Below are 14,758 nucleotides of genomic sequence, written 5' to 3'. Positions count from 1 at the left end.
GCGTCACGCTTGCCGAAGACCTGTAAGCGTTCTCGCCCGACGCCCTTGCGACACCAGCCTTTCTCGGGCAGTCAGGGATAGTGCCGGCTCGCTATAAGCTCATCATGTGGTTGTCCGTTATCGGCCTCATTTCTTTGATGATTTGGGCAGATGTCATGGTCAAGATAGCAGGGCCCACCGATGCTCTGGAGCCGCTAGATAGGCAGGATGTGCGCCAAGTGGCCGCAGTGCCATTCGAGCCCGGGACTTCTCGGCCTGCCAGACCGATCGGAAATCCCGGAAACTGGCTTGGAACCGCGGACTACCCCGCGAGCGCCCTTCGCGGCGAGAAGGAAGGCTTGGTGCGATTTACCCTCGCTATCGATCCGTTCGGCGAAGTCGCCGAATGCCGGATTACCGAATCAAGCGGTCTACGCCAGTTCGATGACCGCGCTTGTGCGGCGCTCAGAACGCGGGCTCGGTTCCACCCTGCGCTCGATGCGGACGGGCAACCGGTGGCTGGCACCTTCAACAGCTCAGTGCGCTGGGAGATTGTGGACTAGGGTAGCAGTGCGGTGTGCCGTCACTGGACGAACGACGCCCAAAGGATTATCTAGCGGCATCATGTTGCGTCGCTTCCTCGCCTGTCTTGCGATCCTTACCGGTCTGGCGTCCGTCGCCACGCCGGCGCAGGCGCGCATGATTGCGGTGATGTCGCAGTCGGTGGTCGAGGGTGCGCAGACCCAGCAGGCGCCTACCGCCGCATCGTGCGAGATCGTACAGAAAGAGCGTGCGAACCTGCGATCGCGGGTCTCCAGCCAGCCCTCGTGCCGTCAACGCAAGCGCGTGATCGTCGTCATTCCGACGATCCAGTTCGGTCCCGACCGCGCGCTCGAATAGCGCGCCGACCATTCCATACGATCCACGTTCGCCGTCCGGAGCACTTTGCTCGGGCGGCCGGACTTATATGACACTCCAGCCCCAGGGGCATCCATGATCCAGAACATAGCCAAGGCCCTTTTCGGGTCTTCGAACGACCGTTACGTCAAGTCGCTCGAAAAGATCGTCCGCCAGGTGAACGCGCTCGAACCGCAGATTCAGGCGCTCTCCGATGCCGAACTGGCCGCGCAGACCGCCAAGTTCCGCGAGCAGCTCGAAAGCGGCAAGACACTGGACGACATCCTGCCGGAAGCATTCGCGACCGTGCGCGAGGCGTCGGTTCGCGTTCTGGGCATGCGGCACTTCGACGTGCAGATGGTGGGCGGCATGGTCCTCCACCGCGGCGAGATCGCCGAGATGCGCACGGGCGAAGGCAAGACGCTGGTCGCCACTCTCGCGACGTATCTCAACGCGATCGAGGGCAAGGGTGTCCACGTCGTTACGGTCAACGATTACCTCGCTCGCCGCGACTCCGAGTGGATGGGCCGCATCCACAAGTTCCTGGGCCTGACCGTGGGCGTCATCGTCCCCAACATGGGCGAGTTCGAGCGACGCGAAGCCTACGCCAGCGACGTGACGTACGGCACGAACAACGAGTTCGGGTTCGATTATCTGCGCGACAACATGAAGCACGAACGCAGCCAGATGGTGCAGCGCCCCTTCAATTTCGCGATCGTCGACGAGGTGGATTCGATCCTGATCGACGAGGCACGCACGCCGCTGATCATATCGGGTCCGACGGAGGACAAGACCGATCTCTACGTCACGATCGACGCTATCGTGAAGGACATCGACGAGAGCTATTACGACGCCGACGAGAAGACGAAGAACATCAGCTGGACCGAGGAAGGGGCCGAGAAGATCGAGGCCCTGCTCGCGAACACCGGCCTGCTGGTCACCGACAACCTCTACGACGTCGAGAACACGCAGGTGGTCCACCACCTCGACCAGGCACTGCGCGCGAACAAGATGTTCAAGCGGGACATCGACTACATCGTGAAAGACGAAAAGGTCGTCATCATCGACGAGTTCACGGGCCGCATGATGGACGGTCGGCGCTGGTCGAACGGCCTGCACCAGGCGGTCGAGGCCAAGGAGGGCGTGAAGATCGAGCCCGAGAACCAGACGATGGCCTCGATCACCTTCCAGAACTATTTCCGCATGTATCCCAAGCTCTCCGGCATGACCGGCACCGCCGCGACCGAGGCGGCCGAGTTCTGGGACATCTACAAGATGAACGTGGTCGAGATTCCGACCAACGTTCCCGTCGCGCGGATCGACGAGGAGGACGAGTTCTACAAGAACACGAACGACAAGTTCCAGGCGATCGCCAAGGCCATCGCCGAGAAGAGCCAGATCGGCCAGCCCGTGCTGGTCGGCACCGTCTCGATCGAGAAGTCGGAACTGCTGAGCACCTTCCTCGAGAAGGAGGGGGTGAAGCACTCCGTCCTCAACGCCCGCTTCCACGAGATGGAGGCGCACATCGTCGCACAGGCGGGCCGCATGGGCGCGGTGACGATCGCCACCAACATGGCCGGGCGCGGCACCGACATCCAGCTCGGCGGTAACGCAGAATTCCGGATCGAGGACGAACTCAAGGATGTGCCCGAGGGGCCGGAGCGCGAAGCGGCGATCCAGCGGATCCGGGACGAGGTCGCGGCCGAACGGCAACAGGTGCTTGAAGCCGGCGGTCTGTTCGTACTGGGCACAGAGCGGCACGAGAGCCGCCGCATCGACAACCAGTTGCGCGGCCGTGCCGGTCGTCAGGGCGACCCGGGATTGAGCCGGTTTTACCTCTGCCTAGAGGACGATCTGCTGCGGATCTTCGGGCCGGACACCCTGTTCTCCCGGATGATGAATTCCAACCTCGCCGATGGCGAGGCGATCGGCAGCAAGTGGCTGTCGAAGGCGATCGAGACCGCGCAGAAGAAGGTCGAGGCGCGCAACTACGACATCCGCAAACAGGTCGTCGAATACGACGACGTGATGAACGACCAGCGCAAGGTGATCTACGAGCAGCGCGCGGAGATCATGGACAGCGAGGCGGTCGACGACGTGGTCGTCGACATGCGCCACGACACGGTCAACAATATCGTCGGCGAGGCGTGCCCGCCCGAAACATATCCCGAGCAGTGGGACGTCGCGGGCCTCAAGCAGCGGCTGACCGACGTTCTGGGTCTCGAGCCGCCGATCGATTCCTGGCTCCAGGAAGACGAAGTCGATCCCGAGATGCTGGAACAGCGCATCGCGGCGATGACCGACGAACTGATGGAGAAGAAGATCGCCGAGACCGACCCGGCGATGTGGAAGAGGCTGGAAAAGCAGATACTCATCGAACGGCTCGACCACCACTGGAAGGAACACCTCGCCACGCTCGACGCGCTGCGGCAGGTCATCTTCCTGCGGGCCTATGCGCAGAAGCAGCCGATCAACGAATACAAGCGCGAGGCATTCGTGCTGTTCGAGCGGATGCTCGAGACGCTGCGCGAAGATGTGACGGGGATCCTGCTCAAGGCCCAGTTCCAGTTCGCTCCGCAGACCCAGCCGCTCTCGCTGCCCGATCTGCCGGACTTCCTGACCGGCCACATCGATCCGCTGACCGGCTTCGAAAACTCGGACGATGGCGATGGATCGCGCAACCGGGAGGCGCTGTTCGGGTCGCTCGCAGGTTCGGCCATGGCCGCTGCAAGCCCGGGCGGGATCGCCGATAATCCGTGGGCGGACCAGGATATCAGCCGCAATGCTCCGTGCCCCTGCGGGTCGGGCAACAAGTACAAGCACTGTCACGGCGCGGTGGGTTCCAAGCCGGCAGGCTCGGCGGTCGCCTGATCCCGGCCCGGCGAGCCTGAGGCATCGTGCCCCTGCTCGCCGTCGCATTCGCGCTGACCGCGCTGCTCTACGCGGCGGTGGGGTTCGGCGGCGGATCGACTTACAGTGCATTGCTGGCGCTGGTGGGGGTCGACTATCGGCTCCTCCCGGTGGTGTCGCTGCTTTGCAATGTGGTCGTGGTCGCGGGCAGCACGGTGCGGTTCGCGCGAGCGGCCATCACGCCTTGGCGTGGCGCCCTGCTGCTGACGGGTGTCGCGGCTCCAGCGGCTTTCCTTGGTGGTCTCACCCCGATCAGCGAAGCGGCTTTCCTCGCCCTGCTGGGCGCCAGCCTCGTGTTGGCCGGTCTTACGCTACTCGTCCCGGTGCCATCCGGGTCGGAGGGGCGCCCCTCTCGCGCCGCACGCTGGATGCCCTGGCTCGCTGCACCGATCGGCTACCTCGCAGGATTGGTCGGGATCGGCGGGGGGATTTTCCTCGCTCCGTTCCTCCACCTCACGCGCTGGAACGGCGCTCGTGAGGTCGCGGCAACCGCAGCCTTCTTCATCCTCGTCAACTCAATGTTCGGTCTTGCCGGGCAACTGCTGAAAAGCGGGCCCGACATTGTCGGCGCGGCGTTCGCTTTCGGACTGCCGCTGCTGATCGCGGTCGCCATCGGCGGCCAGATCGGCAGCCTGCTCGCTGTGAAAGTCCTGCCGCAGAAGCTCATCCGCTGGCTCACCGCGGCGCTGACCATCTGGGTCGGCGCGCGGCTATTGCTGGGCTAAGGCTGAAAAGTGGCTCCCCGAGTTGGATTCGAACCAACGACCAAGTGATTAACAGTCACCTACTCTACCGCTGAGCTATCGGGGAGCAGCCAGATCGGCAGGAGCGCGCCTATATGTGGGCGCCTGCGGCTTGGCAACCCTATACGGCGAATTGCTCCGCTACGATGCGCTCGTCGAGCGCGTGGCCGGGATCGAACAGCAGGGTGAGCTGGTTTTCCCGAGCGATTTCAAGGTGGACTTCGGCAATGTCGCGGAACTCCTTCTGATCGGCGACGGCCGAGACCGGACGCTTCGCCGGTTCGTTGACCTTCAAGGTGATCCGGCTGCGTTCTGGCAGGACCGCGCCCGACCAGCGGCGCGGGCGAAACGGGCTGATCGGCGTCAGCGCGAGAAGCTGCGAATCGAGCGGCAGGATCGGGCCGTTGGCGGACAGGTTGTAGGCGGTGGAGCCGGCCGGAGTCGCCACCAGCACGCCGTCGCAGACCAGTTCCTTCAGGCGGACCTTGCCGTCGAGCGAGATTTCGATCTTGGCGGTCTGCCGCGTTTCGCGCAGCAGCGAAACCTCGTTGATCGCACACGCGACGTGACGCGATCCGTCCTGACCGATCGCCTCCATCCGTAACGGGGCGATGTCGAACCGGCGCGATTTGCCCAGCCGATCGAGCAGCTTCGCCGGACCGCGATAGCGATTCATCAGGAAACCCACGGTGCCGCAGTTGACACCGTACGCCGGAATGACCCGCTCCTCGTCGAGCATCTGGTGCAGCGTGTGGAGCATGAAGCCGTCCCCGCCCAGAACGATGACAGCCTGGGCATCGGCCATATCGACGAAGTCGATACTGCCGCGCAGTTCCTCCGCGGCTTCCTCCGCGCGGTCGGTAGGCGAGGCGACGAGGGCCAGCCGCTTCCCGTCGAATTCCACGGTCACTCAAGTCTCCCGCCGCACGTCGGCCGGGGTCGACGCTAGTTGGCGCTGTCCCATTTGGCAACGCGGGCGGCACGGGGGCGGCGGGCTGTCGCAATTCGCGCTATCCCGGGGGCATATGAGGGCCCATTTCCACCAAACCGAGCTATCGGGGCGCGATGCCCTGACAGGACTTGCCGATGCCGCCGCACTGGAAGGCCAGCTTGCCACATGGCGCGCAGCGCACTGTGATGGAGATGGGCCGGCTCCGGTCCACGCCATGCTCGTCGGTCTCGGTCGGTTCGATGCGGTAAACCTGGCATACGGCGAAGCGACTGGCGACGGTGCCCTTGTCGAACTCACGAAGAGGCTGCTGCATCTCGCGGAAGACGAACTGTCCGACGGCGATTGGTTCGCAGCGCGCCTGGGCGGCGGGAAGTTCGCCCTAGTCGCACGCCAGCCGATAAGCCGCGAACGATGGCAGTGGCTGGGCGAGGCGGTTGCCGAAGCGGTTGCCGCACCGATCGTAGCTGTCGACGGCGCGGGAACAGTGCGCCTTTGGCCGCGAATCGCGCTGATGCGGGTGCTTCCGGGCGAGACGCCGGGCCATGTCGTCGACAGACTGGCGGCCACGCTGGAACGAGCGCACGATCGGCCGGGGGCACGCGTCCTGTGGGCCGACCGTCGATATGCGCCCGAGGGCATTCGCGCGGCAGAACTCGAGGCCGATCTGCTGGCCGCGCTCGATCGCGACGAGATCGAGATCGCGTTCCAGCCGCAATATTCCCTGGCTGACAATCGTCTGGTCGGCGCAGAGGCGCTTGCACGCTGGCAACACCCCCGTGTGGGCCTGATCGGGGCCCATGCACTGTTCGCTATCGCCGAACGAACCGACCACGTCGCGCAGCTTTCGCGGCACATTGCTCGGACGGCTCTTGGTGCCGCGCGGGAATGGCGAAGCGATCTGAGGTTGTCGCTCAACGTTACGCCGGCAGATCTGGCGAGCAGCGACTTCGCGCGCGATTTCGGTGCGCTCGTTGAAAAGGCGGGCTTCGCGGCCGACCGACTGACGCTCGAGATAACCGAGCAAGTCCTGCTGGATGACCTCGAGCGTGTCGCACCGATGCTCGCGGTTCTGCGCGGGCGGGGCATGCGGATCGCGCTCGACGATTTCGGCGGGGGTTTCTGCAATTTCCGCTACCTGAAGTTGCTGGCGCTCGACATGCTCAAACTCGACCGGTCGATGATCGAGGGGATCGAAGTGGATCCGCGCGATCGCGCAGTGCTTCGCGCCATCGTCGCGATGGCCGGGGCGCTGGACTTGACGGTCGTGACCGAGGGTATCGAAAACGAGGCGCAGCGGATGATCGCCGCCGAGGAAGGGTGTACCCTGTATCAGGGCTACTTCGGCTCGCCGCCCCTGTCGCCTCAGGCCTTCCTCGATCTGGTCGGCGACTGACCGCTGTTGGCAAAACGCGGCTGATGCGTGACGCGCCGCAGAGCATGGGCTAGGGAATCGGCGCTGCCATGCTGACGCGCCTGTCCATCCGCAACATCGTGTTGATAGAGGCGCTCGACCTCGAATTCCGCAGCGGGCTGGGCGTGCTGACCGGAGAGACCGGGGCGGGCAAGTCGATCCTGCTCGACGCGCTGGGCCTCATCCTCGGCAACCGTGCCGAAAGCGGTCTGGTCCGCGCGGGTGAGGACAAGGCGAGCGTCGTCGCTGCGTTCGAGTTCGCACAGCTTCCCGCGTGGATCGGCGCGATACTGGAAGACGCCGAGATCGAACTTGATCCAGGCGAGCCGCTGATCCTGAAAAGGACGTTGCGCGCCGATGGGGGCAGCAAGGCCTTCGTCAACGACCAGCCGGTCGGCGTTGCCCTTCTCCGTGAACTCGGGAACTCGCTCGTCGAACTGCATGGGCAGCATGACGATCGCGGGCTGGTCAATCCGAAGGGGCACCGCGCCTTGCTCGACAGGTTTGCAGGTGGCGAAGTCGACGGCGTTTCGCGCGCCTGGACCGAGTGGCGCGCCGCCGAAAGTCGCCTTGCCGCGGTACGTGACAGGGTCGAGACTGCACAGGCCGACCAGGATCTCTTGCTGGCGCACCTTGCGGAGCTGGCCGCCATCGAACCGCAGGCGGGAGAAGAGGCTCGTCTGGCCGAGACCCGCTCCTCCATGCAGAAGGGGGAACGCCTCTCCGGCGATCTCGAGGAACTGCGACACCTGTGGGAAGGCTCGGACTCGCCGCTGGCCTATCTACGGGTTGCTGCTCGGCGACTGGACCGAATTGCGGCCGAACATCCCTTGCTTACCGAAGCGCTGGCGGCGCTCGATCGCGCGGTGATCGAGGCAGGCGAGGCGGAGGACAAGCTGTCAGCCGCTGCGGAGGCGCTCGTTCACGATCCGCTGGCGCTTGAGCGCGCCGAAACCCGGCTGTTCGATTTGCGCGCCATCGCCCGCAAACACCGCTGCGAAGTCGACCAGTTGCCCGACAAGATGCGCGAATTCCGCCACGCCCTCGATGCGATCGAAGGTGGCGAGGCGGAACTCGATGCGCTGGCTCTCGCGGCTCGTTCCGCAGGAGAGAACTATCGAACGCGTGCGCGCGCCCTCCACGCAGTGCGGCTGGAGGCGGCAACGCGGCTCGATGAGGCGGTAGCGGCCGAGCTTGCCCCTTTGAAGCTAGATGCGGCGCGCTTCCGCACGGCAGTAATCGAATTGCCCGAGGATCGCTGGGGACCGCACGGAATCGATTCGGCCGAATTCCTGATCGCGACGAATCCCGGGGCAGATTTCGCCCCGCTCAACAAGATCGCGAGCGGGGGGGAACTGTCGCGCTTCATCTTGGCGCTCAAGGTCGCTCTTGCCGAGCGCGGAGGAGCAGCGACGATGATCTTCGACGAGATCGATCGAGGGGTCGGGGGCGCCGTTGCGAGTGCGATCGGCGAGCGGCTGTCGCGCCTTGCCGAAGGGGCTCAGGTGCTCGTGGTCACCCACTCGCCCCAGGTCGCGGCGCGCGGCCGGACGCATTACGCCATCCACAAGACCAGCGAGGGGACGGTGACCCGGACGTCGGTCAGCTTGCTCGATGCGGCGGAACGACAGGAGGAGATCGCGCGAATGCTGTCGGGAGCCGAAGTCACACCAGAGGCCCGCGCACAGGCCGATCGTTTACTGGAGGGCGTGTGACGTGCGCTTTCTCCTGCCCTTCGTCCTTGCCGCAAGCGCCGGCTGTTCGGTGAGCGAGCCGGTGTCTGTGCCGTCCGCCAAGGGTGCAATGTGGGGCACGGATGCCAACCTTGCGCCGTCGAAGCCGGATGCGGTCCTGCGCTATGCCGATCATCCGCGCGGATTTGCTGAATTGCGCCTGCCGCAGGGCGAGGGGCCGTTCCCATTGGCGGTCATATTCCACGGTGGTTGCTTCAAGACGGGTGTGGCCGATCAGGCCTACATGAGCCCCCTCGCGACCCGCTGGCAGGAACAGGGCGTGGCAAGCCTGAACGTCGATTACCGCGAAGTGGGCGACGGCGGAGGATGGCCGGGTTCGTTTACCGATTGGCGCGCTGCGGCACGACTGATCGATACGGTAGCCGAAGCATATCCGATCGATCGCGACCGCGTGACGCTGGTCGGTCATTCGGCAGGCGCGTTGCCGGCCTTGTGGCTGGCCACTCCGCAAGGCGGTGAAGGGCCGGCCGGCAGGAATGGGGCGGTGCGGGCGCGCGCGGCCATCGTTCTCGATGGCCCCGGAGATCTCGGCTCCGAACGTGACGCCTTCGATGCCTTGTGCCAGTTTTCGTCGGTAGGTCCGTTCATGGGAGGGACGAGCCGGGAGCGCTTCGAAGCGATCGCGCCTCGACCCGAACTCGCCGAAGTTCTCTTCGTACAGGCGAAACTTCCGGCTCCCCCGACCGCTTCGCTGGAATTGGTCGCCGGCGGCGGTGCGGCAGTTTCGGTGCAGGAAAATCCGGGCGCAAGTCACTTCGCGATCATCACGCCCGCGGATCCGGCGTATGTCACGAACGAACCCGCCATGCTGGACGTGTTGAAAGCCCGATGAGCGAGCCGACCGAGGCCGAAGCCGCGAACGAACTGATGCGGCTCGCAAAGGCGATCGCGCATCACAACCGCCTCTATCACGCCGAAGACACGCCCGAGATCTCGGATGCAGAATACGATGCTCTCGTCCGCCGCAATGAAGCGCTGGAGGCGGCATTTCCGCATCTGATCAGGCCCGATTCACCCAGCCGGATCGTCGGGCACGAAATCGCTGCATCGCCGCTTTCGAAGGTGCGTCACGAGGTTCGCATGATGAGCCTCGAGAATGCGTTTTCCGACGACGAAGTTGATGAATTCGTCGCGCGGATTCGTCGATTTCTCAACCTTTCCGACGATGCTCCGCTAGATTTTACGGCCGAGGACAAGATCGACGGCCTTTCGTGCTCGCTGCGATACGAAGATGGGAAACTCGTCCGCGCCGCCACGCGCGGTGACGGGGAGGTGGGAGAGGACGTAACCGCGAACGTCGCGCACGTTCCCGATGTCCCCCAGACACTGCGCGGCGACGTGCCCGCCGTGTTCGAGGTGCGCGGCGAGATTTACATGGCGAAGCAGGATTTTGCCGCCCTCAACGCGGCGCAGCAAGAAGCGGGCGGAAAGATATTCGCGACCCCTCGCAACGCTGCGGCTGGATCGCTGCGGCAAAAGGACCCTGCGATCACTGCGCACCGGGCCTTGCGCTTCTGGGCGCACGGCTGGGGTGCGGCGAGCGCGGTGCCGGAAGGCAGCCAATTCGCGATGATGCGGCGCATGAGCGAATGGGGCTTGCCCGTCAGCCCCGACCTCGTGCTGTGCCATTCGGTCGAAGATCTGCTGCGACATTACCGAGGCATCGGCGATCGACGTGCCGGGTTGCCGTACGACATCGACGGCGTCGTCTACAAGGTGGACGACCTGGCACTCCAGGGACGTCTCGGCTTTGTCGCAAAGGCGCCGCGATGGGCGCTGGCGCATAAATTCCCCGCGGAGCGAGCGGAAACGACGCTCGAGCGGATCGACATCCAGGTCGGCCGCACCGGCAAGCTGACCCCGGTGGGACGCCTATCGGGTGTGCTTGTTGGTGGCGTCACGGTGACCAACGTCACGCTGCACAATCGTGATGAGATCGCGCGTTTGGGGCTCCGCGAGGGCGACCGGATCGTGATCCAGCGGGCCGGGGACGTAATTCCCCAGGTCGTCGAGAACCTGACACGCGACGAGCCGCGCGCGGCCTTCGTGTTTCCCGATCACTGCCCGGTTTGTGGGAGCGAGGCAGTCGCGGAAGAGGGCGAGGTCGATGTGCGATGCACGGGCGGGCTCGTGTGCCGTGCCCAGCAGTTCGAACGCCTCCGCCACTTCGTAAGTCGCGGGGCGCTCGACATCGAAGGGCTCGGTGAGAAGTCGATCGCCGAGTTTCTCGAACTCGGCTGGCTGGCCAACGGTCCGGGTGATATCTTCCGCCTCAAAGACCATCGGAGCGAACTGGTGGGACGTGAAGGGTGGCAGGACAAGTCTGTGGACAACCTGTTGGCTGCGATCGAGGCCAAGCGCGAGCCGGATGCGGCGCGGCTTCTATTCGGCCTCGGCATTCGGCACGTCGGCGCAGTAACCGCGCGCGACCTGATGAAACGTTTCGGCGACCTGGGCGCGCTAAGGCTTGCCGCCGAGCGCGCCCACGCCGGCGATGCGGACGCACTCGCGGAACTGACTGCCATCGACGGCGTCGGCCCGGTCGTTGTCGAGGCGTTGGGCGACTTCTTTCACGAAGAGCACAACAAGACGGTTTGGGACGATCTCCTTTCCGAAGTCGACCCGCCGCCATACGTGGTCGAGACGACCGCCAGTGCCGTCAGCGGCAAGACGGTGGTCTTCACGGGCAAACTCGAAACGATGAGCCGCGACGAGGCCAAGGCCCAAGCGGAACGGCTCGGCGCAAAGGCAGCCGGATCGGTCAGCCCGAAAACCGACCTGGTAGTCGCGGGGCCCGGTGCGGGGAGCAAACTGAAGAAGGCTGCAGAACTCGGTATCGAAGTGATCGACGAAGCGGCCTGGGCAGAAATCGTCAAGGCCGCAGGCTAATCCGGAACCGGCTTCGGGGTGAGGCGTAGGTCATGAAATAGCCAAGCCCAAAGGGTCGCATTCCGATGACTGCCGAATTGTCCAGCTTGCTGGGCCACCTGCTGCGCGCGGGTGGGTTCCTGCTCGTCCTCAATGAAATACGCGGCCTGGTTATGGCTGGCCCGGTACTGTGGGCGCTGGTTCAAGCGGGCTGCACGCTTGCCGCGGTTTACGCGGCGGTTTGCTCGCTCCTGGGGATACTCGCGTCCGTGCTCATTCCCTTGTTCGGGCTACGCAAGCTCGACAAGATGCGGCTTCGAGCGATTTCGCAAGCCTAGCCGCCGAGTCCGATCGACCAGTCCCGGCCGCCGCTCGTGCCGCAGAACCGTGCGTAGGCGTCCGGGTTCTGCACGATCCACAGGAAGCCTTCGATATCTTCCTGCGCAAGCGGGGGGTCGAAAGCCAACCCGCATTCGCCCGCGCGGCACCACACGACCGTTCCGTAGGCGCGCAGTTCGTGGAAATGCAGCATCGCGGTCCTGTCGGTCTGGATCGGCTTTTCGACACGAATCCTGGCGCCGTTGGCCGAGACGTCGACGATGCGGCAGCGGTGAGTTCGGTAGGGGAGAACCAGTCCAGCAGGCACACCGAGCCGAAGCCGGTTGCCGAGCCGCTTGCCCCGCGGTCGATGCCTGTGCGCCTTCCCAAACATTGCCTCGGGATAACCGCCATCTCTTAAGCATTGCTTGAGCCGTTCAATGGCGAACCCACCTCATCACGCCGCCCGCGAACGGCGTCCAGACGCCCGTCCTCACCCCGGCGGCGGCGAGCGTATCGCTCGTCCACTGGTTGCAGGTATTGCCCAGGTGATAGGTGCCGGGCGCGTCGTAGAAGACGTCCCAGTCCTCATAGCCGAGAAATGTCCTGCGCATGTCGGCAGGCACAACCTGCGCCTCTATCGCCGAGACCAGTCGGACGTATTCCTCGGGACGGAGGCGAAGGATGCGGGCGTTCTCGTCAGGCGCGGGCCGGACGTAATGGGCGACGTGGAGCAAGCCATCCCCGCCGGTCGCTGCGCGCAAAGCAGTCAGCGGCGACAGATCGGCCCAGGTCGGTGTATCGAGAAACACCTCGCGCTCGCCCCAGCTTACCGAGACGTGGGTGTAGGGCCGCTCGGCTGCAGGAATGTCGGATACCGGAAAGTCGCCGCGCCAGTCCTTTTGCGCGGTGACCAGCGGCAGGACGATCGCGGTGTGGATGCCGTTCGTCTCGACCATGATCTCGACACCGCTCGCGGGCTCAGTCCATTTGGAATTGCGCGGGATCGCACTTCCGACCCAGGCGGCGATCATGAACAGGCCGACCGCAGCGAATGCCCAGGCGAGAGCCTTGACCGCGATCCTCAGCGCACGGCGCGGCGGCGTAGCCACAGGATCGACCAGTCGCCGTTGACCATTCTGGCCGCAAGGCGGAAGCCCGCCCGGCGATAGGCGGCGCGGACGGTTGGCTCCTGCGTTTCGAGCAGGCCTGCGAGCAGGACGCTGCCACCGGCAGGCACCGCGTCCGCGAAGTCGGGGGCCAGTTCCACCAGCGGTCCGGCCAGAATGTTGGCGATCAGCAGGTCGTAGGGTCCGCGTGCTTGCAGCAGCGCGTCGTCCATCCCTGCGGCGACAACCATCGTCAGCGCGCCACGTCCCGCACCGAGCGAAACGTCGTTCGCGCGGGCATTGGCTTCGACCACGCCGGTGCAGACCGGGTCGATGTCGCTCGCCGTCGCAAGCGCGCGGGGCCACAGCGCGAGGCCGGCGAAGGCGAGCAGGCCCGTGCCTGTTCCAATGTCCGCCAGGTTGCGTACGACCATGCCGCGCGCCTTCATCGTCGCCAGCATCGCGAGGCATCCCTCGGTGGTCGCGTGATGGCCGGTACCGAACGCCTGGCTTGCGGGAATCACGAAATCGATCGTGCCGGGCTCGGGCGCGAACTCGGCAGTACGGACGCGGAACGGTCCTGCGACGATCGGGTCGAGGCCCTGCTGGCTCAGCGTGACCCAGTCCCGCGCAGCGACTTTCGATATAGCCAGTTTCGGCGGACGCGGACCGAACAGCGCCCCGACAAAGGCCGCATCGCTCGCCGAAGGCTTATGCGGGAGATAGGCTTCCACGAACCAATCGTCCGGCCGATCGTCGGCGATCTCCATGCCGACCAAAACCCATTCGGACGGCCAGTCTTCGGCTTCCTCATGCGCGAGCAGCGCCGCGCGGGCGATTTCGCGCGGCACGTCGGCCCGGATGGTCCAGCTGTCAGCCACCCTTGGTTTTCTCGTCAGCGATGCGTTTGTCGAGGGCAGCACCCTGACGCGTCGCATAATCCCGGCACTGTCCAACCGGCTCCAAGTTGTTCGCACGCAACCGGGCGATAAGATTGCTGCCCGATGGATGCGGCGTGATCAGGATGTCACACGGCAAGGCAGCAACTTTGGCAAAACTCCTGCGGAAGGACGCGACCCATGCGGGATGGTCGGTGAACCGGTAATCGTCGGCCGACACCGCCGAAAGGCTGTCGACATAGGCGATACGGCGGCAGACCGGGGGTTCGCCGGGAGAATTGCAGGCGGCCCATGTCCAGCTGAGTGCACCCGCGGTGTGGCCGGGTGTCGCCTGGGCCTTGAGCCGGTTCTCTGTCATCGACGGATCGACGTTCAGGGCGATCTCTTCGCCGTCGCGCACGATCCGATCGACCACGACTGGTGCCATGGCCGGGTGATCCAGATCGGCCTGCGGATCGTCGGGGCCGGTCCTGCCGGTGCGAAACACGTCGGCAGCCTCGGCCGAGGATACGACCTTGGCACCCGTAGCGCGAACCAGCACGGCGTGACCGCCGACATGGTCGAAGTGTTCGTGGCTCGCCAGGATGTAGCGAATGTCTGTGGGGTCGACGCCGATGGTGCGCAGGTTCGCCAGCACCACTTCGGCGCCCTTTTCGGTGCCGCTATCGATCAGGATGTGGCCCGAAGGGTCAGCGACTAGGATGGAAGAGATCCCGCAGGTCCCGACATACCAGGTGCCGCCCAGCACCTGAAACGGAGGAGCGGGCTTGTCCCAGTCGTCCCACTCCTTGCAGGCCTCGACGAACGCGGCGGCGCCGTTCGCGTCGGCCAGGCGGTTCGGCATCTCTGCCGTTGCAGGTCCGCTATCGCTGGGAGGGGGCACCGGAGCGCATCCGGCAAGCAAGGCGAGGGCGGGCA

At 65.0% G+C, this 14,758-nt stretch carries 14 protein-coding genes and 1 tRNA gene; 9 read left to right on the top strand and 6 right to left on the bottom strand.

The annotated features are described in order from the left end of the window. Positions 1-80: 80 nt before the first annotated feature. The 4 genes from AR323_RS05445 (at position 81) to AR323_RS05430 (ending at position 4,511) form a co-directional block, all read left to right on the top strand. Positions 81-542, top strand: coding sequence for an energy transducer TonB (locus AR323_RS05445; RefSeq protein WP_057882931.1), 462 nt, complete (start codon positions 81-83; stop codon positions 540-542). 61 nt (positions 543-603) lie between these two features. Then, positions 604-879 (top strand): hypothetical protein, encoded by a 276-nt coding sequence (locus AR323_RS05440; protein WP_057882930.1) that lies wholly within the window; start codon positions 604-606, stop codon positions 877-879. Positions 880-972: 93 nt separating this feature from the next. Then, complete coding sequence (gene secA / locus AR323_RS05435; protein WP_057882929.1) at positions 973-3,747, top strand: preprotein translocase subunit SecA; 2,775 nt, start codon at positions 973-975, stop codon at positions 3,745-3,747. 26 nt (positions 3,748-3,773) lie between these two features. Beyond that, on the top strand, positions 3,774-4,511 hold the full coding sequence (locus AR323_RS05430; RefSeq protein WP_123321820.1) for a sulfite exporter TauE/SafE family protein: 738 nt from the start codon (positions 3,774-3,776) through the stop codon (positions 4,509-4,511). A gap of 10 nt (positions 4,512-4,521) precedes the next feature. Here the strand turns inward: AR323_RS05430 and AR323_RS05425 are convergent. Then, positions 4,522-4,596, bottom strand: a tRNA-Asn gene (locus tag AR323_RS05425). A gap of 54 nt (positions 4,597-4,650) precedes the next feature. Further along, a complete protein-coding gene (locus AR323_RS05420) occupies positions 4,651-5,439 on the bottom strand; it encodes an NAD kinase (RefSeq protein WP_083495253.1) in 789 nt (262 codons plus the stop codon). A 115-nt stretch (positions 5,440-5,554) separates the two neighbouring features. On the opposite strand from AR323_RS05420, the gene AR323_RS05415 reads away from it, so the two are divergent. The 5 genes from AR323_RS05415 to AR323_RS05395 all read left to right on the top strand — a co-directional run bounded on the left by AR323_RS05415 (position 5,555) and on the right by AR323_RS05395 (position 11,852). Then, a complete protein-coding gene (locus AR323_RS05415; RefSeq protein WP_057882927.1) occupies positions 5,555-6,874 on the top strand; it encodes a GGDEF domain-containing phosphodiesterase in 1,320 nt (439 codons plus the stop codon). A gap of 68 nt (positions 6,875-6,942) precedes the next feature. Next, the gene (gene recN, locus AR323_RS05410; protein WP_057882926.1) at positions 6,943-8,607 is read left to right on the top strand and encodes a DNA repair protein RecN; all 1,665 of its coding nucleotides are present in this window, start codon (positions 6,943-6,945) and stop codon (positions 8,605-8,607) included. Position 8,608: 1 nt separating this feature from the next. After that, positions 8,609-9,478 carry an alpha/beta hydrolase gene (locus AR323_RS05405; protein ID WP_057882925.1) on the top strand — a complete coding sequence of 290 codons (870 nt, stop codon included), beginning with the start codon at positions 8,609-8,611 and terminating at the stop codon, positions 9,476-9,478. Beyond that, positions 9,475-11,535 (top strand): NAD-dependent DNA ligase LigA, encoded by a 2,061-nt coding sequence (ligA, locus tag AR323_RS05400; RefSeq protein WP_057882924.1) that lies wholly within the window; start codon positions 9,475-9,477, stop codon positions 11,533-11,535. Before AR323_RS05405 ends, ligA begins: the two co-directional genes overlap by 4 nt. Positions 11,536-11,600: 65 nt before the next feature. After that, positions 11,601-11,852, top strand: a complete 252-nt coding sequence (locus tag AR323_RS05395; protein WP_057882923.1) for a hypothetical protein — start codon at positions 11,601-11,603, stop codon at positions 11,850-11,852. Here the strand turns inward: AR323_RS05395 and AR323_RS05390 are convergent. Genes AR323_RS05390 through bla form a run of 4 tightly spaced genes read right to left on the bottom strand, consistent with a single transcriptional unit; the run spans position 11,849 to position 14,723 of the window. Continuing rightward, positions 11,849-12,226 carry a PilZ domain-containing protein gene (locus AR323_RS05390; protein ID WP_057882922.1) on the bottom strand — a complete coding sequence of 126 codons (378 nt, stop codon included), beginning with the start codon at positions 12,224-12,226 and terminating at the stop codon, positions 11,849-11,851. The two genes, AR323_RS05395 and AR323_RS05390, sit on opposite strands and share 4 nt — an antisense overlap. A 43-nt stretch (positions 12,227-12,269) precedes the next feature. Then, entirely contained in the window at positions 12,270-12,944 is a 675-nt protein-coding gene (locus tag AR323_RS05385; RefSeq protein ID WP_235510463.1) for a DUF2459 domain-containing protein, read from the bottom strand. Continuing rightward, on the bottom strand, positions 12,917-13,822 hold the full coding sequence (locus AR323_RS05380; protein WP_235510462.1) for a 50S ribosomal protein L11 methyltransferase: 906 nt from the start codon (positions 13,820-13,822) through the stop codon (positions 12,917-12,919). Before AR323_RS05380 ends, AR323_RS05385 begins: the two co-directional genes overlap by 28 nt. Continuing rightward, entirely contained in the window at positions 13,815-14,723 is a 909-nt protein-coding gene (bla, locus tag AR323_RS05375) for a subclass B3 metallo-beta-lactamase (RefSeq protein ID WP_235510461.1), read from the bottom strand. The genes AR323_RS05380 and bla overlap by 8 nt, the downstream gene beginning before the upstream one ends. Between the last annotated feature and the right edge of the window lie 35 nt (positions 14,724-14,758).

The sequence above is a fragment of the Tsuneonella troitsensis genome (genome assembly GCF_001441535.1).
GTDB classification, from domain to species: domain Bacteria; phylum Pseudomonadota; class Alphaproteobacteria; order Sphingomonadales; family Sphingomonadaceae; genus Tsuneonella; species Tsuneonella troitsensis.
Note: the sequence above shows the minus strand (reverse complement) of the source record. Positions and strands in the feature narration are given on the sequence as shown.